The sequence below is a fragment of the Mesorhizobium loti genome, assembly GCA_014189435.1.
In the GTDB taxonomy this organism is placed as follows: domain Bacteria; phylum Pseudomonadota; class Alphaproteobacteria; order Rhizobiales; family Rhizobiaceae; genus Mesorhizobium; species Mesorhizobium loti_G.
This window is the reverse complement of the sequence record CP050293.1, coordinates 4814359-4833383: the sequence shown is the minus strand read 5'-3', so window position 1 is coordinate 4833383 and position 19025 is coordinate 4814359. Positions and strand designations below refer to the sequence as shown.

Annotated in this window: 19 protein-coding genes; 7 read left to right on the top strand and 12 right to left on the bottom strand. The window is 62.8% G+C overall.

Translation table 11 applies throughout. The features are described from left to right. The first annotated feature begins 47 nt into the window (after nucleotides 1-47). Complete coding sequence (locus HB777_23270; protein QND66552.1) at nucleotides 48-1394, top strand: FAD-binding oxidoreductase; 1347 nt, start codon at nucleotides 48-50, stop codon at nucleotides 1392-1394. A 57-nt stretch (nucleotides 1395-1451) separates the two neighbouring features. On the opposite strand, the gene HB777_23265 is transcribed toward HB777_23270, so the two are convergent. From HB777_23265 to HB777_23240, 6 genes are all read right to left on the bottom strand, one after another. After that, nucleotides 1452-2720, bottom strand: a complete 1269-nt coding sequence (locus HB777_23265; GenBank protein QND66551.1) for a D-tagatose-bisphosphate aldolase, class II, non-catalytic subunit — start codon at nucleotides 2718-2720, stop codon at nucleotides 1452-1454. Then, on the bottom strand, nucleotides 2720-3706 hold the full coding sequence (locus tag HB777_23260) for a sugar kinase (protein ID QND66550.1): 987 nt from the start codon (nucleotides 3704-3706) through the stop codon (nucleotides 2720-2722). Before HB777_23260 ends, HB777_23265 begins: the two co-directional genes overlap by 1 nt. Nucleotides 3707-3867: 161 nt before the next feature. After that, entirely contained in the window at nucleotides 3868-4497 is a 630-nt protein-coding gene (locus HB777_23255) for an HAD family phosphatase (protein QND68879.1), read from the bottom strand. Continuing rightward, nucleotides 4497-6017: an FGGY-family carbohydrate kinase gene (locus HB777_23250; protein ID QND66549.1), complete on the bottom strand. Its 1521-nt coding sequence runs from the start codon at nucleotides 6015-6017 to the stop codon at nucleotides 4497-4499. The genes HB777_23255 and HB777_23250 overlap by 1 nt, the downstream gene beginning before the upstream one ends. Nucleotides 6018-6165: 148 nt before the next feature. Beyond that, nucleotides 6166-6966 carry a BtpA/SgcQ family protein gene (locus HB777_23245; GenBank protein ID QND66548.1) on the bottom strand — a complete coding sequence of 267 codons (801 nt, stop codon included), beginning with the start codon at nucleotides 6964-6966 and terminating at the stop codon, nucleotides 6166-6168. A 39-nt stretch (nucleotides 6967-7005) separates the two neighbouring features. After that, nucleotides 7006-7866 (bottom strand): DeoR/GlpR transcriptional regulator, encoded by an 861-nt coding sequence (locus HB777_23240; GenBank protein QND66547.1) that lies wholly within the window; start codon nucleotides 7864-7866, stop codon nucleotides 7006-7008. 166 nt (nucleotides 7867-8032) lie between these two features. Between HB777_23240 and HB777_23235 the strand changes: the two genes are divergently transcribed. From HB777_23235 to HB777_23210, 6 genes are all read left to right on the top strand, one after another. Continuing rightward, a complete protein-coding gene (locus HB777_23235) occupies nucleotides 8033-8833 on the top strand; it encodes an SDR family oxidoreductase (GenBank protein ID QND66546.1) in 801 nt (266 codons plus the stop codon). Nucleotides 8834-9009: 176 nt separating this feature from the next. Continuing rightward, complete coding sequence (locus HB777_23230; GenBank protein QND66545.1) at nucleotides 9010-10185, top strand: ATP-binding cassette domain-containing protein; 1176 nt, start codon at nucleotides 9010-9012, stop codon at nucleotides 10183-10185. Between the two features lie 5 nt (nucleotides 10186-10190). Then, complete coding sequence (locus HB777_23225; protein ID QND68878.1) at nucleotides 10191-11012, top strand: carbohydrate ABC transporter permease; 822 nt, start codon at nucleotides 10191-10193, stop codon at nucleotides 11010-11012. Between the two features lie 125 nt (nucleotides 11013-11137). Next, nucleotides 11138-12403 (top strand): extracellular solute-binding protein, encoded by a 1266-nt coding sequence (locus HB777_23220; GenBank protein ID QND68877.1) that lies wholly within the window; start codon nucleotides 11138-11140, stop codon nucleotides 12401-12403. Between the two features lie 186 nt (nucleotides 12404-12589). Then, nucleotides 12590-13423 (top strand): sugar ABC transporter permease, encoded by an 834-nt coding sequence (locus tag HB777_23215; protein ID QND68876.1) that lies wholly within the window; start codon nucleotides 12590-12592, stop codon nucleotides 13421-13423. 60 nt (nucleotides 13424-13483) lie between these two features. Then, on the top strand, nucleotides 13484-14017 hold the full coding sequence (locus tag HB777_23210; protein QND66544.1) for a hypothetical protein: 534 nt from the start codon (nucleotides 13484-13486) through the stop codon (nucleotides 14015-14017). A gap of 38 nt (nucleotides 14018-14055) precedes the next feature. On the opposite strand, the gene HB777_23205 is transcribed toward HB777_23210, so the two are convergent. From HB777_23205 to HB777_23180, 6 genes are read right to left on the bottom strand one after another with little or no spacing between them, the layout of a single operon-like run. After that, nucleotides 14056-14652 carry a hypothetical protein gene (locus tag HB777_23205; GenBank protein QND66543.1) on the bottom strand — a complete coding sequence of 199 codons (597 nt, stop codon included), beginning with the start codon at nucleotides 14650-14652 and terminating at the stop codon, nucleotides 14056-14058. After that, on the bottom strand, nucleotides 14649-15239 hold the full coding sequence (locus HB777_23200) for a L,D-transpeptidase (GenBank protein QND66542.1): 591 nt from the start codon (nucleotides 15237-15239) through the stop codon (nucleotides 14649-14651). The genes HB777_23205 and HB777_23200 overlap by 4 nt, the downstream gene beginning before the upstream one ends. Further along, nucleotides 15223-16386 carry an AAA family ATPase gene (locus HB777_23195; protein QND66541.1) on the bottom strand — a complete coding sequence of 388 codons (1164 nt, stop codon included), beginning with the start codon at nucleotides 16384-16386 and terminating at the stop codon, nucleotides 15223-15225. Before HB777_23195 ends, HB777_23200 begins: the two co-directional genes overlap by 17 nt. Next, entirely contained in the window at nucleotides 16383-17033 is a 651-nt protein-coding gene (locus tag HB777_23190; GenBank protein QND66540.1) for a pilus assembly protein, read from the bottom strand. The genes HB777_23195 and HB777_23190 overlap by 4 nt, the downstream gene beginning before the upstream one ends. Then, nucleotides 17027-17518 (bottom strand): pilus assembly protein, encoded by a 492-nt coding sequence (locus HB777_23185; protein QND66539.1) that lies wholly within the window; start codon nucleotides 17516-17518, stop codon nucleotides 17027-17029. The genes HB777_23190 and HB777_23185 overlap by 7 nt, the downstream gene beginning before the upstream one ends. Before the next feature lie 4 nt (nucleotides 17519-17522). Continuing rightward, nucleotides 17523-18983, bottom strand: coding sequence for a pilus assembly protein (locus HB777_23180; GenBank protein ID QND66538.1), 1461 nt, complete (start codon nucleotides 18981-18983; stop codon nucleotides 17523-17525). Between the last annotated feature and the right edge of the window lie 42 nt (nucleotides 18984-19025).

The window sequence follows — 19025 nt, the reverse complement described above, 5'->3', positions numbered from 1 at the left end:
TCTGTAGACCGGATACCGCCGTAGCGTGCCAATAGGGACAGTGCTCTTTGACAATCTTCCCCTTCACCGAATCCACTCCAATCCAGTTTCAAGAGCCGCTGCCGAAGACCTCGGAAGTCGTGATCATCGGCGGCGGCGTCATTGGCGTGACCACGGCACTGTTCCTGGCGCGCCGCAACATCTCGGTGACGCTTCTGGAAAAGGGACGCATCGCCGCCGAGCAATCCTCGCGAAATTGGGGCTGGATCCGGCAACAGGGCCGCGATGCCGACGAACTGCCGATCGTGATCGAGGCGCAGCGCCTCTGGCGGCAACTGGCCGAGGAGTGCGGCGAGGACATAGGGCTGAAGCAGACGGGCGTTACCTATCTTGCGCGGACAGACAAGAAGATGGCCGGTTTCGCGAAATTCCTGAAGATCGCCCAGGCTCATGGCGTCGACACGCGTCTCCTCGACCGAGGTGAGACGGCAAGCCTGATCCCGGCCATGTCGCAACCGTTCAAAGGCGCCATGACCACCCCATCGGACATGCGCGCCGAGCCTTGGGTCGCCGTGCCCGCGATCGCTCGCCTGGCCGCCCGGCAAGGGGTCACGATCATCGAGAATTGTGCGGCGCGTATGCTCGATATCTCGGCGGGGCGGATCAGCGGCGTCTGGACCGAGCGGGGCCACATCGCCACCTCGAGCGTCCTCGTCGCCAGCGGCGCCTGGACGTCGCTCTTCCTGCGCGCGCACGGCATCTCGATTCCGCAGCTCAGCGTCAGGGCGACCGTCGCCGCGACAGCGCCGATGGCGGAAATCCACGCCGGTGCCGCCGCGGACGAACACATCGCTTTCCGGCGCAGGCAGGATGGCGGGTACACGCTCGCATCGGGAGGCAGCAACCAACTCTACATAGGGCCGGACGCATTTCGCCATGCGGGCAAATATGTCAGCGCCCTGATGGCCAATCCCCTTGGCACACGCTACCTGCCGGCCGCGCCGCGCGGATATCCGGACGCCTGGTCAACCCCGCGAACATGGGACGCTGACAAGGAAACCCCGTTCGAACGGATGCGCGTCCTCAATCCCGCTCCCGAGGCCTCGGCGCTCCGCGCCATCGACAGCGGGTTCAGGGAGCTTTTCCCGCAGTTCAAGACAGTGCCGATCAAGGCGAGCTGGGCGGGCATGATCGATGCGATGCCGGATGTCGTGCCTATCGTCGATCGCGCCGCTGCGATCCCGGGCCTCGTTGTCGCGACCGGGATGAGTGGCCACGGCTTCGGCATAGGACCCGGAATGGGCCGCATCCTGTCCGATCTGATCCAGGGCAACGAGACCGGGCACAATCTCCACAGGTTCCGTCAATCCCGTTTCAGCGACGGCAGCCCGATCCGGTTGGGACCATCGCTGTAAGCGTTCCAGCCGCCCGCCGGCCCATCGGCTCTGGCCTTGAAGGGCAGGACGAGGGGTTCAGGTGCCGCATGCCCGAGCGTAGACCTCGATGCTTCGCTGGACGTGATCGATCGCGATTTCCTCGCCGTCACAGGCGCGGTCGGCCCAAGCGAGCGCCGAAGGCAGGTGCTGGAGAAACAGCGTCACCGGCACCTTCCGGCCCTTCAACGTGTCGAAGAGCCGGTCGCAGGCGGCCCCGGCCTGCGGGGTCGCCCAATAGTATCGGATGCGATCGGAATAGGAGTAGTGGCGCAGTGCCCGCTTGTCGGCATCGCTGCCGTGATAGTGGCTTGCCCAATTCCTGGGGGCGCCGAACATCAGCTCTTCCATGGCTTGGTAAAGCGGCCGCTCGCCATAGCCAGGCACCAGATCGGAAGCGATCAGGTCGAGCGCGTACAGCGCCTCGCGCAATTTGAAGGTCAGCTCGGGGCCAACCTTGAGGATGGCGAAACCGTCCTCGACGAGTTCACGCAACGGCCTCTCACCCTGATAGTCCGTCGAATGAGCTTCGAAAATGAGCGATGGCAATCTGCTCAAAGTCGCCGCCAGATCGCGGGCCTTCCCCCGGTCGTAGAAAATCACATTCTGGTTGCCGAACTCCACGCCCGGCTGCACCACAAGCCCGATGACGCGGGAAAACGCGCTTTCAAGCCCGGCGGCCTGGAATGCTTTGGCGTGAATGGCATGTGTCTGGCGAGCGGCCTCCGGACTGGTCGGGGTGATCGCATCCAATGCATGATCGGCGCCGCCCGGCGGCGGCACTTCCGTGCCGATGATATAGACCGGGCTTGCCCCGCTGCTCTGCGCTGCCGCCTGTTCCGCGATGCCCGCCAGCCTGGCGGCGCGCTCGGCCACCGTGTGGTCGTCGAGCGCCGCCGGTTCGCCCGCGCAGCCTATCGAGGCATCGAGGTGGATCTTGCGGAAGCCGGCGCGGACATAAGCATCGACCATGGTCCCGGCCTGTGCCATCGCCTCGTTGGTGGGCCGGTCTTTCCAGGGATTTGGGCCGAGATGATCCCCGCCCAGCACGATTAGGTCCTTCGGGCATTGCTCGGCTGCCGCCAGTGCGTCCACCATCGCCGCGAAATCGGCCGGCGTCATGCCCGTATAGCCGCCCAGATGGTTGACCTGGTTGCACGTCGCCTCGATCAGGACGGTGGTACCGGTTTCCCGGCCGTGACGCAGTGCAGCTTTGAGCACCAGGGGGTGTGCCGAACACACCGAGGTCACCCCGATCTTCTTTCCTTCCCTGTGCAGGGCCGGCAAATCTTCGATCGCCACACGCATCAGCTTCTTCTCGCCGTTCTTGCCATGAAATCTTCCAGCTCGGCACGCGTGCCGGCTCCCTCCATGGGGCCGAGGCGTGTGACGTTGCGCGCTCCTGCCGCGTTGGCGAATTCGAGCGCTGTCTGCAGCGGCATGCCCAGCCGCCGGCATGCGACATAGGCTCCTCCGAAACAATCGCCGGCGCCGGTAGGGTCCGTTTCCTCGACGATGAGGCCGGGGCAATCGGCGTGGGCGCCGGTGCGTTGACGGGCCGACGCGCCATGTTCGCCGCGCTTGACGGCGATCTCCTTGACCCCTCGCTTGAACAGCGCCTCGATCGCGCGTTCCTCGCCGTCCGTGCCGGCGGCCAGGAACAATTCGTTGCCCGACGGCAGCAGCAGGTCCGCTTTGTCCACCAGGCCCGCGAATTTCTCCTCGGTCTGGCCGTGGGCCAGCAATTCCTTGCGCAGGTTCGGATCGAGCGACATCGTGCCGCCGCGTGCCTTGATCAGCGGGATCGCGCGTTCGGTGATCGCCCAGGCGGCGGGACTTGCGAACACCGTTCCCATGACGTGGATATGCCCGCAACGCGCGATCAGCGCCTCGACCTGCGGGGTCCATTCCAGCCGGGCGGCCGCGGACTTGGCGATGTTGTAAACGAAATCGCGGCTTCCGTCCTCGCGATAGCGAACAAAGGCGCTGCCCGTCGGATGATCCGGGGAAACGGCGATGGCGGAAATGTCTACGCCGTCTCGCTTCAGGCGCTCGATATTGACGAAGCCGAAATCGTCGTTGCCGACCACGCCCACCATCGCGGCCGCTCCGCCCATACGCGCGCATTGATCGATAAAGATGGCGGGCGCGCCGCTCGGAAAGGGACCAATGAGGTCGATAGGTTCCCGGAAGCCGGTGCCTGTCTCCCTCGCGACGATCTCTACCAGGATTTCTCCAATCGTCACGGTTGGCCCAAGCGAGTCTGGTGCCAGCGTTTTGGGGGTATCGTTCATCAAGCGTCCAATCCTGGGGTGTGGAATCGTTTGCGGTTCATGAGGCTGAGGCGCAAGGGGATTCTTGCCGAATCGATGTGAATCGACCAGATGCCATCACGCTACGATCCTCTACCGGCATGGCCTAGCGCGCACCTGGGAGGTGGCGTTGCGCCAAACTCTCAGCCGGGAAACAGATCCAGGATCGACGAAAGACGGTTGGTACTGAGATCGACGTCGCCGAACAGGCCGCCGCTGGGGAGGTAGCCAACCACGAACAGACCTGCGGCTCGTGCGGCGTCAGCGCCGGTGCGACTGTCCTCTACAGCCACCACCGACCCTGGGGCGAAGGCGAGCTGCCGGCAAGCCTCGCGATAGGGCGTTGGATCCGGCTTGCCGATCGATACGTCATCAAGGCTGATCGTGAAACTCATGAGGTCGAGCACGCCGAGCGCATCGAGATTGGCATTGACGACTTGCCGGCCGGAATTTGACACGCAGACCTGGGGAATACCGCGATCGGCCAGTGCCCGGATCGTCTCGAGCGCCTCAGGGATTGGAGCGGCGTCCGCCCGGTTGGCGACGTAGTGGGCATTGATGGCGGCGAGCCACTCCGCCTGGTCGAGCCCGACCGGGAGACGCGGACGCAGCATTGTCCAGACGTCGCCCATATGGATGCCGCGAAAGGCCTGATCGGGCAGGTCGCCGAGATCGACATTCCAGTTGCGGCAGCCGGCGAGGAGGGATTGATGATGCAATGGCTCGCTGTCGATCAGCGTTCCGTCGATGTCCCAGGCGATGGCGCGATGCATCACGATGACGATCCCGCTCTGGTCGCGCCAGGAGCCGACAGGCGCGCATAGAGATCGCGATAGCGGCGATAGCCGTCGCGGTAGATGTCGGCTTTGCGCGGGTCGGGATCGAGGCGGTCGGCGAAGCTGACGAAACCGGAAACGCCCGACCAATCATCGGTCAGGCCGACGCCGATCGCCGCCGTCCAGGCGGCGCCGATGCAAGAGCCGGGGTGCCCGGTCAGGCGCTGGACCGGCTTTTGCAAGACATCCGCGACGATCTGCATCCAGACCTTGCTGCTTGAGCCGCCGTCGGAGACGAGATAGCGCTCGGTCTGGTGGCCCATGTCGTTGAGCACCTCGACATGATGCGCGATGGCATAGGCGTAGGCCTCAAGCAGAGCGCGCCAGACATGGCCGATATCGTGCGACAGCGTCAGCCCATCGATCACGCCGCGGGCCGCCGGATCATGGATCGGCGTCTTCTCGCCAAGGAAATAGGGCAGGATGGTGAGACCATCGGCACCGGCGGGACGCTCCGCCGCCAGCCCATCGAGTCGCTGATGCACCGAAATGCCCTCGGCCTGTGCCGCGGCGGTCTCGCCACCGGCGAAATTGCGTACGAACCAGTTGAGGCCCGAGCCGCCGGTGGACATGCAGCCATTGGGCATGAACAGGCCCGGCACCAGATGGTAATCGAGATACATGCGCGGATCGGGCTTGATCTGGTCGGTGGCGATCAGGATATCGACCGAGCCGCCGAATTTCAGGAGGACGTCGCCTGGTTTGGCAATTCCGGCCCCGAGCGCGGAGGCGATCAGGTCGGCCGCGCCGCCGACGACCGGCGTTCCCGCTGCCAGGCCGGTCTCATCCGCGGCTTTCGCCGAGACCGAACCGAGGATCTCATGCGAGATGATTTTTCGTGGCACAGCCGAGCGCGGTACGTGCGCGAGCGCCACCAGATCGTCATCGATCCGGTGCGTCGATACATCGACGAAGCCGGCCTCGAGCGCCCAGTTCTGCTCGACCGCACGTTCGCCTGTGAGGCGCCAGTTAATGTAATCATAGGAGCCGAAAACAGTGGCGATGCGGCTGAACACCTCCGGCTCGTGACGCTCTATCCAGCGCAGCTTTGCGGTGACGAGCTGTTGGTTGATGCCGTTGCCGGCCTTGGCGATAAAAGCCGCCTCATCGCACTCGGTCCGCAGTTCGGCCACTTCGGCGCCGCAGCGGCCGTCGCTCTGCTGGATGCTCGGCCGCAGCACCTCGCCCTGATGGTCCAGAAGAACGACCGCCGGCAGCATGCCGGTGGTGCCGATCGCCACGATCTCTTCGGCTTTGATGCCGCTGGTCCTGAGCAGCTCCTGCATGATGTCTCGGACATTCGTCCACCATTGCGCGGGATCTTCCTCGGCCCAGCCCGCGTGCTTGGAATGCAGCGTGACGGGGCGCGAGGCGAGGCCCAGCACCTGATCGGGAAGCCGGATCAGGATGCCGATCGTCGAGGTGGTGCCTATGTCGAGGCCTAGAACGCACGCCATGTCGAGTCCACCGAAATGCGAGGAAAGCAGCCGGGCCTCGTTGTGCCGGCCGGTCGATACCGTCAATCATTCCGGACGTCGGCCCGGAATGATTGATAGGATGTCGGCGGGCCGGCGCAATGGCCGGTGTCGCCGAGGGAACCATCTCTCAACGCAGAGTGGCGACCACATCCATGAAGCGCTTGACCCGATCGCCGTCGACGGCGTTCCAGGTATTGCCATCGATCTTGAAATGGGTCCCGATCACGACGCCGCTCGCCAGCGAGAGGACATCGCGGACATTGTCGATGTTCACGCCGGTGTTGGCGAAGACCGGCACGTCCTTGATCGTCTCGCAGACGCTGCGCAGATGAGACTGGTCGGCTGGCTGGCCGGTGATCGGGCCGGAAACAAGGATCGCGTCGGCCATCGACGAGAACACCGCGCTCTTGGCGCGCAATTCAATCGGGCGCTGGTCGAGCGAGTGGGCGAACTCGGCATTGATGTTGAAGAGAAGCTTCATGTCGTCGCGGCCAAGATTGTGCCGCAGACGCGAGGCGGCGGCGCAATCAGGCTCCCACAGGCCCATGTCGGAAGCGAACAGGCCGGTGAAGATCTCGCGCACGAAGCGAGCTCCGGTGGCCGCGCCGATCGCGACACTGGCCGTTGGATCCCAGAGATAGTTGACGCCAAACGGCACTTTCAGCTCGGGCTTCACCGCCTGGACGATCGCGGTCATGGCGGCAATGCCTTCGGGCGGTGCCTTGAAGACATAGGGGCGGTCGTTCTCGTTGCCGAACATGATGGCATCGACGCCGCCGCTCTGCAGCTTGCGGATGTCGGCGAGTACGCCATCGATCAATTTGTCGAGGCCGCCATCGGCATCATAGAGGGGCGTCCCCGGCAAGGCACCGATATGTGCCATCGAGATGACAGCCTTCTTCTTGTCGCCGAAAAAATCAAACACCATCGAGTCTTCTCCTTGGGGATAAAATGAAAAAATTGCGCCTCAGTCGCGCGTGAGTGGCGGCGCGATGCGCAGCTCGACCTTGGCCGCGGCGAGCGCCGCGGCGATCTTGGCCGGCGGCTCGGCATCGGTGATGAGGATGTCGATGTCCGACAGTGGCGCTATCCGCACCAGCGACATACGCAGGAATTTGGCGGAATCGCACAGCACGATCTTGGTGCCTGATCGTCTGAGATAGGCGCGCTTCATGTCGGTATCATCGAAGGAATAGTCGAACAGGCCGTCCACCGTGATGCCGGAGACACCGATCACGGCGACGTCGAACCACAGCGCCTCGAACTGGGCGATGGCCGCAGGCCCGCCGGTCGACATCTCGTCGGCGCGTACGCGGCCGCCGGCGACATAGACCTCGGGCACACCGCCATTCAGCAACGCCGCGATCCTGAGGCTGTTGGTGAACACCTTGGCATGCGGAAGGTCCTTGAGGTGCTCGGCCATCAGATAGGTGGTGGTGCCGACATCCATCGCGATCGTGCGGTATCCCGAGACCAGCGCGGCGGCTGCGGCGGCAATCGCCGCCTTCGGGTCGCGGCGCTGGCGCAAGCGCGAATCGAAACTCGGCTCCTCACTGTCCATGGCGACCAGCGGCGGGCTGTCCGCCTCGATCGCGCCGCCGTGGATTCGCGCAAGCCTGCCCTCGCGTTCCAATTCGACGAGATCGCGGCGGATCGTCATGTCGGAAACGGCGAGTTCGGCCGCTGCCGCGGCGACGGTGAGCGATCCCGTCCGGCGCAGCAGAGCCAGGATGCGTGCGTGCCGATCGTGCGCAAGAAGGCGCTGACGATCGGCATCGCGCGGTGCGCCATGCGTGGATGATAGGGGAAGGGCGGTGTCGTCTGCCATCGATGTATCCGGTGGGTAAGCCGCCGACGAAGCGGTCTGCTGATTTTCACCCTATCGCATGATCAAACATTTTCAAACAAAAATATGTTTGCAGTGTTCGATTTTATTGGTATGCATCTCGATATCAACAGAATGCGTTCCGCCATCAAGCAGAGAGAATACGACCATGCCGGCTGTCTCCGTCATCCCTCCCGTGCTTGCCGAACTCGCTGGCAAGCGTGCCTTCGTGACGGGCGGTGGCGCGGGGATCGGCCGTGCGATCGCGGCCGCCCTGGCGCGGCAAGGTGTGGTCGTGGCGATCGGCGACCTGGATCCCAAGGCAGCGCGCAAGGCGGCCGAGGAGATTGGCGGCGGTGCCGCCGCCGTCGCGGTCGATGTTCGCCGTCGCGATTCCGTCGAGGCGGCGTTCGCCGCTGCGCTGGAAGCGCTTGGCGGTTGCGACATCCTGATCGCCAATGCCGGCGTGTCCACCATGCAGCACGCGCTGGATCTGACCGACGAGGAGTGGGACTTCAACTTCTCGGTCAATGCCCGCGGCGTATTCCTCGCAAATCAGATCGCCGGACGGCATTTTGTCAAGCAGGGCACGGGTTGCATCGTCAACACCGCCTCGCTTGCCGCGAAGGTCGGTGCGCCGCTCCTGGCGCATTATTCGGCATCCAAGTTCGCCGTGCTCGGCTGGACGCAGGCCTTCGCCCGCGAACTCGCGCCCAAGGGGATCCGCGTCAATGCCGTCTGCCCAGGGTTCGTCAAGACCGGCATGCAATCGCGAGAAGTCGAGTGGGAGGCACATCTGCGGCAAGTCACGCCCGAACGGGTGGTCGCCGACTATATCGCGCAAACTCCGCTCGGACGGCTCGAACTGCCGGAGGATGTCGCCGACGTCGTCGTGTTCCTCTGCTCGGATCAAGCCCGCTTCATGACCGGCCAGGGCGTCAACGTGACCGGCGGCGTCTACATGACCTGAAGGCTTCCTGGCGGCTGTGACCGGATCCTGGTGCCGGCACGTACCGCTCAGAAAAAGTGAACACATACGATCATGAAACAGGCTTTTAATGTTATATTTTGTTCTCTAAGGTGACCATTCACTCGACTTCGACCCTGGCGTTCGGCCGGGTCGGGCCGGGTTCATGAGGAAAGTCTATGGCGTCTATCGAGCTCGATCGCGTTTCCAAGCTCTACGGCAATGGCAATTACGGGGTGCATGAGGTCGATCTCACCATTCCCGATGGCGAATTCGTAATCTTTCTCGGCCCGTCGGGATGCGGCAAGTCGACGACGCTGCGGATGATTGCCGGCCTGGAGAGCATTTCCTCCGGCGATCTTCGCATCGGTGGCAAGAGCGTCGCCAATGTCGCGCCGCGCGACCGCAACGTCGCAGTGGTGTTCCAGAGCTACGCGCTCTATCCGCATATGTCGGTGCGGCAGAATATGGCCTTCGGGCTGAAGATGCGCGGCACAGACGCCGCGGTGATCGATGCCAAGATTGCCGACGCCGCGAACCTGCTCGGTCTTCAAAATCTTCTCGGCCGCAAGCCGGCAGCGCTTTCCGGCGGTCAGCGGCAGCGCGTCGCGCTCGGCCGGGCGATCGTTCGCGAACCGGCGGCCTTCCTGCTTGACGAACCGCTCTCCAACCTCGATGCGCAATTGCGTGCCGAAATGCGGCTCGAACTCGTCAAGCTGCACCGGCGCCTTGGCCGCACCATTGTCCATGTCACGCACGACCAGGTCGAGGCCATGACCATGGGCGATCGCATATGCATCATGCGCGACGGCCGTCTGGTCCAGTCGGGCCGGCCGCTTGAAGTCTATGCCGATCCGGTCAACACCTTCGTCGCGCGGTTCCTGGCGACGCCACCGATGAACCTTATTCCGGCGACGCTTCAGGCCGCACCTGGCGAAGGGCTCTCTGTCCTGACCGACAGCGGTGCCGTGCTTGCCGTCCCCGCCCGCCACCGCGCCGCCTATGGCGGGCGTGTCGGGCGCCGCGTCATTCTGGGTGTGCGGGCCGAGGATTTCCACGAAAGCCCCGACAAGCCGGACTGGCAGAAGATTGCCGTACGGGTCGTGGCCGTCGAGGCTCTCGGCGCCGAGAACGTCCTGATCGGCCAGATCGCGGGTCAGCCCACCGGCAAGGATGATGCGCGCCCGGCCGGCGACGACAGACCGTTGGAGATCGCCGCCCGCCTCAGCCGCTATTTCACGGCGCCCGTCGGCTCGATCGTCGACCTCTACATCGATCCGCTGCCGATGCACCTGTTTGATCCCGAGACCGAATTGGTGATTGCGCGGCCGAGCCTCATGGGAGCCGTTCAATGACCAGCATGGACAGAAACGAACGGCCGGCCTTTCGTCGCCGCTTCGGCCTGCATTTCGGGTTGATCGTCGTTTCCGCCATCGTGCTGCTGCCGCCGCTCTGGGTGCTCCGCACAAGCTTCGTGCCCGAGCAGCTGTCCTACAGCAACGAGCTGATGCCGGCCTTCACGACTGACAATTATTCGGCGCTGCTGTCGAGCCGCTTCGGTCAGTCCTACCTCAACAGCCTGATCGTCGCGCTCGGCTCGGTTCTGCTCGCATTGCCCTTTGCCGCGACCACCGGCTATGCCTTCGCCCGCTTCCGTACGGGCGGGCGTTGGGCGCGTTTTGCCGTTCTGGCAACCCAAATGCTGCCGCCCGTAGCGCTGGTGCTGCCGACCTTCACGCTGTTTCGAAGCCTGGAACTCAGCAATTCGCTGACCGGGCTGATCATCGTCTATGCCGCGCTCAACCTGCCCTTCCTGACCTGGATCCTGATGGGCTTCTTCGAAGGCATTCCGGTCGATCTGGAGTGGGCGGCGATGACCGACGGGGCGACCGCCTGGGGCGCCTTCTGGCGCATCGTGCTGCCGGTGTCGCTGCCCGGTATCGCGGCAGCCGGCGTCCTCGGCTTCATCCTGGCGTGGAACGAGTTTTTGTTTGCCCTGGTTTTGAGCGGGCCGGCGACGGCGACCATACCGGTTGCACTCGCCGCGTTGCAGACCTCCAACGGCGTCCAGATCGCCAAGGTCTCGGCTGGCGTAATCCTTGCCATCCTGCCGCTGGTCGTGGCTTCCCGCTTCATCCAGCGCTTCATCGTCCAGGGCTTGACGTTCGGCAGCGTGAAATAGGCCGGCCGCTCCGAGAGCCGACATGGCTCGCTAGCCGGTTACGAAATCGTGGCGGGATCACCGCTGCGTCCAGAGGGAAAGAGGAGTAGAGAGTTATGACTTGGAACAAGCAGACCTTGATCAAAATGCTGATGACGGCCGTGAGCGGTGCCGCTGTTGTCAGCGCGTCGCTTCCGGCCAGGGCGGCCGAGCCCATCACCTTGCACGCCTTGATGGAGGACGTGCCTGAAACCAAGATCATCGAAGCGCTGTTGCCCGAATTCGAGAAGCAGACCGGCATCAAGGTCGAGTTCGAGAAGATCGGTTATCCCGACATGCACGACAAGCTGGTGTCCCAGCTGACCGCGTCACAGAGCTACTACAATGTGCTCGAGGTCGACTTCCTGTGGGCAGGTGAATTTCCGGCGGCCGGCTGGCTCGCCGATCTGAAACCCTTCGTCGAGAAATCCAAATACGATCTGAGCCCCTTCATTCCTTCGACGCTTGACCTGCTCGGCCGAACCAAGGACCAGCTGTTCCTGGTGCCCATGTACAACTACTCGATGGGCCTCCTCTACCGGACGGACCTGATCGGCGACGGGAAGCTCAAGGCCGCCTACAAGACGGCAACCGGCAAGGAACTTGCCCTGCCGACGACGCTTGAAGACTATGTGGCGATTTCCAAATTCATGAAAGCCAATGCCGGCGTCGCCGGAGCCGCAATGCAGGGCCAGCGCGGCGATCCCAACAGCATGGAATTCTCCAACTATCTGTTCTCCGCCGGTGGCAGCTATCTCAATGCCGACGGCAAGGCGAGCCTCGACACGCCCGAGGCGAAGAAGGCGCTCGATCTCTATGTCGACAACATTCAACACGGCGCCCAGCAGGGTGCTGTGTCGGCGACGCTCGATGACACCATGCGCCTGATGTGCAGCGGTTCCGCCTTCAGCATGGTCACCTATTGGTGGATGCTGCCGCAGATGGACGATGCCGTGAAGTGTCCGACGGTCGCCGGCAAAGTCGGCCTGTCGGTGATGCCGGGCGGCCATGGCGAAAGCGGCGGTTGGGGCTGGGGCATTCCCAAGAACACCTCGCCCGAGGAGCAGGAAGCCGCCTGGACCTTCATCCAGTGGGTGCAAAGCAAGGATGTTTCGGTCAAGCGCGCGCTCGAGGGCCACGCCCCTGTGCGCAGCGATGTCTATGACGATGCAGCGGTGCTGGCGAAGTATCCGTTCTACAAGACCGCAGGCGACGTCGTGTCGACCGGCAAGTCGTTCCCGATCTTCACCTATTCGGCGCAATACGAAGATTTGCTCGGTACCCAGCTCTCGCTGGCGGCTGGCGGCCAGGCGACTTCGGAGGCAGCGCTGAAGGCGGCTTCCGACGGCTTGCAGGGACTCCTCGATAAATAGCAGTCCGACTCTGCCAGGAGATCCGGCGAGATCCGGCGCGGCGTTATCAGCCGCGCCGGATCTTGACCAGACCAGGAACGTCACCCCGACCAAGGCTGCGGTTACGATGCTCAACGCGATCAAAAAGGATTGGCTGCCCGTGGCCGCGAGTGGCGCACTGGCTGGGCCTTTGCCTTGCCCGGCCTCATGCTGCTGGCGATCGTGATGGGCTTTCCGCTGGCCTATGCCTGCATCCTCTCGATTTCCTCGATGACCTTGATCAAGCCGCAGCTTCTGCCGCTTGTCGGGTTCAAGAATTTTGCGTCGATGATCGGCGATTCGCTGTTCTGGAACGCGCTCTGGCTCACGGTGCGCTATTCGGCGGTGACGGTGGTCGGCGAATTCGTGATCGGGCTCGGCATCGCCCTGATGCTCAACCGGACGGTCCGGATGAAGCCGGTCTATTTCGCGGTTCTGACCATTCCCATGGCGATGTCGCCGATCAGCGTCGCCCTGATCTGGCGCATGCTGCTCCAGCCCAATCTCGGCATCGCCAATCATCTGATGGAGACGTTCGGCCTGCCGCGCCTCGACTGGCTAGGCACGCCGGGCATGGCGCTCTGGACGATGGCGGCGATCGACATCTGGCAGCAAATGTCCTTCGTCGTGCTGATCCTCGCCGCAGGGCTCGCTGCTTTGCCGCGCGATCCCTATGAGGCGGCTGAAGTGGATGGAGCACGCGGCTGGCAGCAATTCGTCTACATCACGCTGCCGATGCTGCGACCGGTCGCGGCAATCACCATCATCATCCAGCTGATCAACGAGTTCCGGACCTACGATCTGCCTTATGTCCTGACCAAGGGCGGGCCGGGCAATGCGACCGAAGTCCTGAGCTTCTTTGCCTATCGCCGCGCCTTTCTCGGCCTTTCGCTCAACGAGGGCGCGGCAGCCGCGTTCGTGCTGCTGCTGATCGTCCTTCTGCTCACCGTGATCTTCTTCGCCGTTCTCGAACGCTCGCAATCGGGAGAGGGCCGGCAGTAGAGCCGTTAAGCCTTGCGCAATCTATGCGGTCTATCCTGGCCGGCAGATTGTCGAGGGAACATGAAACGCCAGCCGCTTCTGCTTTTCGCCTTTCCGTTTCTCATTCTTGCGATCCTGGCAGGGGAGCGCATGGCGACCATGTTGCTGGGCGCCTATCCAGCCAGCCCCACCGCATGGTGGCTATGGCTTGAACTGCGCCCCCTGTCGGCGATGTTCTGGCAGCAGGTCGATGCCTGGCTGGGCAGCTCCATGGCTGTTGACGCCGCCATCCTTGCCGCCGCATCGATCGTCTGCTGGATAGCGTGCCACACCAGAAGGTCGGCTTTCTTCTTCCTCGCCAACCATGTCGCCTTGATTTTCGCCGGGCTGATGGTCGCGGTCGGCAGCCACTCGGAAACGGCGAGCACGATCGCTGCATTCACTTCGCCCAGTGGCTTTCCATTCGCGCTGACGGTTGATTTCACCTTGAAGAACAGCCTGATGCTGCTTTTGGGCGTCGCGGCCTGTGCATACTGCCACATCGCCTTCCTCGCCGAGGCGCGGGAGCGGTCCGTCCGGACCATCCGCAATCTGGCTCTGCAGCGCGATCTCTAAACCGTTCCAGGCGGCCTTCGTCAGCTACGCCTCAAAATCTAGTTGATCCTGCGGTAATAGACCTTGCCGTCAGGCTGCTCGATGCGCTGGTAGGAGGAGCTTGGGGCAGGGGGCGATGCCGATGCGGTCCTCTTCCTGGGCGCAGGCGGCGCTTCGACGACGCTGGGTTCGCTCGTGCTCGCGCCGTCAAGAGCTTCGGGTGCTTGCGCCAGCGTGCTGGTGGTGATCTCGGACGGTTCCGCGGCTCTCGATACGGCCTCGCCGCCGGTAACCGGCAAATTCCGTCCCAACCGCGCGATGCTGCCATCGATCTCGTTGAAGCTGCCTTGCAACTGGCTGTCCAGTTTCTCGAACCTGCTCTGGAAGCCGTTGTTGACCGTGTCGAGCCGTGCTGCGATCCGTTGCTCGAACGCGCCGAGCTGCTCCAACCGGGCCTCGACGAAACGCAGGTCGCTTATGCCCCGATAGAGATAGACCGCGGCCGCCATGTTGATCGCGGTGATCAAAAGCGCGCCGCCGGCGACGATAACGCCGACCGTCCTTGTGTTGCTGGGTTTCTCGATGGCGCGCGGTTCGCGCTGTTCCTGGTTTCCGATGTCGATCGCCGGCATGTCCGGTTCGCTGATCGTCGTCATTGGACCACCACCTTTGCGCCGACCGCGACGCGCTTGAAAAGATCGATCACATCCGTGTTGGTAAGACGAAAACAGCCGGACGTTCCGTCGAAGCCGACACCCGACGGATCGTTGGTGCCGTGTATGCGGTAGAGCGTGTCGCGCCCGTCTCGAGACAGATAGAGCGCCCTTGCGCCGAGCGGATTGTAGGGGCCGGCAGGCACCATTTTCGGCAGCTCCGGCTGGCGGGCCCGCATTTCCTGTGGCGGGCGCCACTCCGGCCATTCGGTCTTCGCCCCCACCTTGACGATGCCGGTCCAGCCAAATCCGTCGCGCCCGACGCTGATCTGGTAGCGCAGCGCCTGGCCCTGGCGGGTCACCAGGTAAAGCGCCTTCTCGTCCTTGCGGATGATGATCGTTCCGGGCTGCTCGGTGGTTGCGAAGGCAACGGCCTTGCGCAGGCTGGGGCCCATCGCCGGCAACGGCGGCCGATCCGAAAGGCTTGATCTCGCCTGGGCGAAGTCCTGGACGGACAGCGCCAGCGTCACGCCGAGCACGCAGGCGCCGGCGAGCTTCGGGACGCTCCGATATCTATCGGGCAGCGTCATCGAGCCGCTCTTTGAACATCCGCTTCAGATCCTTGTTGAAGCGCGCCCGCCCATCCACCTCGGAAGGCGGGATGGCCCTGTTCAGCGCATCGGTCAGAAGCGCGTTGTCCAGCGCGACCGACTTGATGTGCGGCGCCTTGAATATCTTTTCGAGCTCGCTGCGCGAAAAATGGTTCCCGAACCATTTGCGTTTGTGCTTGTTGGCGACCAGCGTGATGTTGACCGCATTGCCGCGCAGCTCGCGGATCTTCTTGTAGAGCCGCTTGCCCTGCCGCAGCGAAGCGACGTTGAGTTCGAAGACGATGAAGATCTCGTCGCTCGTCGACAGCACGGAATTATGCCAGGGCGTTTCCAGATTGGGCAGGTCGATGACGATGTCGTCGAAACGGTAGGCGACCAGGTCCAGCAGCCGGAAGACGAAATCGCTGCCATGCGGCTCGAACGGCAGTTGCGGCCGCTCGAAGGCGTAGAGGGTGAGGCCGGACGGGCGCGACAGCTTGATGACATCCATCAACTCGACATCGAGCCGTTCCGGCTGGCCGATGATGCCGGCAAGGTCGAACTGGTTGAACAAATTGAGGTAGGCGCCGCAATTGGCGCTCTGGAAATCCAGGTCAACGAGACAGGTGGACGCCGCGCGCTCGCCCGATTTCGACGCCAGGAATTCGGCCGCCGACAGCGCCAGCGTCGTCGCGCCCGCACCGCCGCTGGCGCTGATGAAGGTGATGATCCGGCTTTTCGTTCCCTGGTTGCCGGTGTCGTGGAAGGTCACCGCGTTGAGCAGCTCCTTGCCGTCGAGCGGCTTGTGCAGCCAGTCCGAGGCGTTCATGCGCACCAAGACGCGCGTCTGTTCCGACGTCAGCTCGTCGGAAACCGCGATCAGCGGCACGTTGGCCCAGAGCGCGCGCGCCTCGACGATGCCGGGCCTGCCGAGCAACTCGCCATCGCCGAAATCGAGAATGACGATACCCGGGCGCGTGTCCGCGGGCGGCCCCTTGAGAAAGTCGCTCGTCTCCGAAACCCTGACGTCATAGATAGCCAGCGCATCGAGCCGCGTCGCCACATCGCGCTTGAAATTCGGATCCGACGAGAACAGCGCCACCTGCTTTCGCTTGGTCGGCGTAACCTTGGTGTTGATGGCATTCATGGCCAGGTGCTCTTCATGTCTTCGCCCGTGACCGTGCTCAGCATGGAGGGCATGGTGATGTTTGCGAAACTGAGCAGTGCGCCCAGAAAGAAGAACTGGAAGGGATGGTTTGTGATGCTGACGGTGATGGTCGGCACCGGCCCGCTGGGACGCGTCCAATAACCGAGACCGGATGCCTGGTATTGGATCCTGACCTCGGACTTCTTTAGAATTGGCAGGAACGTATTCATTCCGGCCCGGCTGCCGCTGCCGTTGAAGATGAAATCGAACGCAGGCTGGCTGGCATTGAGGTTCTTGCACGCGGCGCTCGCGCCGCAAGTGCATGAGACAGCACCCGCGCTGTTGGCCGTGCAGATGTAATTATAGGTAGTGGCATCATAGGCATTGGCAGGAACCGCTTTGCCTACGTCCAGTGAGTCGGTGGGCGTCTTTGCCTCAAGTAAAAGTCCGCTGGCGACCGGGGTGGAAATCTGCGCCAGCCTTGCACCGGCCTGTACGGCCTTGTTGGCGGCGTTCCACTGGTAGAAGGCGTAGCCGAAATCGACAAAACCAAACAGCAGGGTCAGCAGCAGCGGCATGAGGATTGTCACCTCCACCATGGTGGCGCCAGACTGATCCGCGCGGAAATTTTTGCTTGCCCTTACCATCCGAATACGCGCTCCTGATGGGACGCATCTATGTTGATGGTTGCAATGCCTATAAGCCCCAGCAGCCCGACGCCACTGTAAGGCAACGTGGTGCTGACCTTGACAACGACAACGGTTCCGGTGCTGCTGAGATAGACTTGAGTCCCGCCAACCACCGCTGGGAAGAAATCTCTGTCGACATGGACCTGCGAAACGTCCCAGTTGGGAACTCTTAGGCTGCCACCGGTGATGGCGCCATTGACCGCAAGGTTCTTGGCAAGGGTGACGCAATTGTCCCAGTTGCTGTCACTGCATCGTGCCATATAGCGCGCAGCGTCCTCCACGCCAGCCTCGAGCAACAGGCGCTTGTTCAGAACGTTGGAGAATTCGAACACACCGGCCGAGAGAAACAGCACGAATGGAAGTACGAGTGTCGCTTCTATAAGGGCGCCGCCGCTTTCGTCGCTGCGGAATCGGCGGATGGCCTGGCTCAGTGCGATCAACATGGCGCTACCGGTACAACTGCGCTTCGTTGCGCTGAAGCTTCTTCAGCGTACCTTGACCGACGACGGTGCTGATATCCTGCATCTCACCATAGATATCGGCATTCGGCGGCCCGCCTGCTGGCTCGGTCACGAACACGCTGCCAAAAGCTAAGACCGGCAAGGTCTGATTGCCGCCCTGGACAGCGTTGGCTCCGCAGTCGATGATCGCAACATAAAGCAGCCGCCTGTCGGCCGTCTGTGTCGTCGTGTTGCACTCAGGCGCGGTTTTCTCCTGGCCGCTCTTCAAGGTCGGGTTGTCGATTTCGTATTTATAGACGCAGTATCGGCTGGGGCTCGCACCGCATGCGGCCACCACTCCGGCAGTGCTTGCATTGCCGTGATTGACCTTCCAGTAGCTGTTTGCGGAAGTATTGAAATCCCATGTGCCGTCGCCGAGGACTCCAGCTTGCGAACAGGTCCCTGATACAAAACAATTGTCCCTTGGCAGCGCCTTATAGCTGTTCGCCTGGCCGCTGTTGGGCGGGTCGTAGGAGCAGTTGCCCCCGTTCTTCTTCACAACCATCCCCTTTCTGACATTTGGGGCCGGTGGAGCTTGTGCCGGGACAAGCTTTCCGCTGTTGCCATTCGGATAGATGTCAAAGCGCGTGTTGATCCCATCGTTCACGGGGGGGATGTTGCCGGGACGGGTCGTCACCCCACTCTGGTCATAGCAGGCAGGTGGATTGGTGACGGCGAACATTTCGGTAATGGCGCCCGTCGATTTATCGCCTTCGGGCGATGACAGGAAGCCGTAGTTACCGGGGCCGTACTGGGCACCACTGCCGCCCTGCTGCTCTTTCAGCCAGATCATCGGCTTCTTGGTCCCCGACAAAGCTGTCTGAAGCGCGCCCAGATTGGAATAGGGATTGCAGATGAACATCGGCGTGAATTGACAGAGAGCGTTGGTGAAGCCGGCGACGGCCTGCGGCCGCATGGCCATGGTATTGCTACCGCCGAAATAACTTGCCGGGAAAAGCGCCGCGAACGAGGTGGAATTGACCGTTACCTCGGCGAATTTCGCGAGCTTGGGATCGGTAGTGCTCCAGTTCGCGCCATTGGCGTCAATGCCGGCGGCGCTCAAGGTGGTGCTGTCACTGGCCGGTATCCCCGTCAGGTACGTGACAGTCAGGTCAGATGGGACAAGGGTGTGATTGCCCGAGGTCGAAAATTTGGTTCCGTTGGTGGTAAGCAGGAAAGTGACCGCCCTGTTGGCGCGCGTTATGGAGTCGACATTGCCATCCAGTTCCGCGGCGGCCGCGAGCGCGAATGCGTCAACGCCCTTCTGGAGATCGTTCTGAAGGCCGTTTGCCCGGCCCATGTCGATTGCCAACAGCGCGAAGCCGATAAGCACCGGCAGCATAATCGTCACGAGGATCATCGCTATGCCGCGTTGATCGTTCCAGAATGCACGAATGGTCCTCAACATGACCGTACTCTCTGATCCCACTGCGCCAGGATCCCTCGTTTT

Bases quoted from the DNA above. Each gene is read 5' to 3' on its own strand.
- HB777_23260 (QND66550.1), bottom strand. From the start codon at position 3,706: ATGAACGATACCCCCAAAACGCTGGCACCAGACTCGCTTGGGCCAACC.
- HB777_23190 (QND66540.1), bottom strand. From the start codon at position 17,033: ATGGTAAGGGCAAGCAAAAATTTCCGCGCGGATCAGTCTGGCGCCACC.
- HB777_23255 (QND68879.1), bottom strand. From the start codon at position 4,497: ATGCATCGCGCCATCGCCTGGGACATCGACGGAACGCTGATCGACAGC.
- HB777_23205 (QND66543.1), bottom strand. From the start codon at position 14,652: ATGACGACGATCAGCGAACCGGACATGCCGGCGATCGACATCGGAAAC.
- HB777_23220 (QND68877.1), top strand. From the start codon at position 11,138: ATGCTGATGACGGCCGTGAGCGGTGCCGCTGTTGTCAGCGCGTCGCTT.
- HB777_23235 (QND66546.1), top strand. From the start codon at position 8,033: ATGCCGGCTGTCTCCGTCATCCCTCCCGTGCTTGCCGAACTCGCTGGC.
- HB777_23225 (QND68878.1), top strand. From the start codon at position 10,191: ATGGACAGAAACGAACGGCCGGCCTTTCGTCGCCGCTTCGGCCTGCAT.
- HB777_23195 (QND66541.1), bottom strand. From the start codon at position 16,386: ATGAATGCCATCAACACCAAGGTTACGCCGACCAAGCGAAAGCAGGTG.
- HB777_23210 (QND66544.1), top strand. From the start codon at position 13,484: ATGAAACGCCAGCCGCTTCTGCTTTTCGCCTTTCCGTTTCTCATTCTT.
- HB777_23215 (QND68876.1), top strand. From the start codon at position 12,590: ATGCTGCTGGCGATCGTGATGGGCTTTCCGCTGGCCTATGCCTGCATC.
- HB777_23245 (QND66548.1), bottom strand. From the start codon at position 6,966: ATGGTGTTTGATTTTTTCGGCGACAAGAAGAAGGCTGTCATCTCGATG.
- HB777_23185 (QND66539.1), bottom strand. From the start codon at position 17,518: ATGTTGATCGCACTGAGCCAGGCCATCCGCCGATTCCGCAGCGACGAA.
- HB777_23230 (QND66545.1), top strand. From the start codon at position 9,010: ATGGCGTCTATCGAGCTCGATCGCGTTTCCAAGCTCTACGGCAATGGC.
- HB777_23265 (QND66551.1), bottom strand. From the start codon at position 2,720: ATGCGTGTGGCGATCGAAGATTTGCCGGCCCTGCACAGGGAAGGAAAG.
- HB777_23200 (QND66542.1), bottom strand. From the start codon at position 15,239: ATGACGCTGCCCGATAGATATCGGAGCGTCCCGAAGCTCGCCGGCGCC.
- HB777_23180 (QND66538.1), bottom strand. From the start codon at position 18,983: ATGTTGAGGACCATTCGTGCATTCTGGAACGATCAACGCGGCATAGCG.
- HB777_23240 (QND66547.1), bottom strand. From the start codon at position 7,866: ATGGCAGACGACACCGCCCTTCCCCTATCATCCACGCATGGCGCACCG.
- HB777_23250 (QND66549.1), bottom strand. From the start codon at position 6,017: ATGGCGTGCGTTCTAGGCCTCGACATAGGCACCACCTCGACGATCGGC.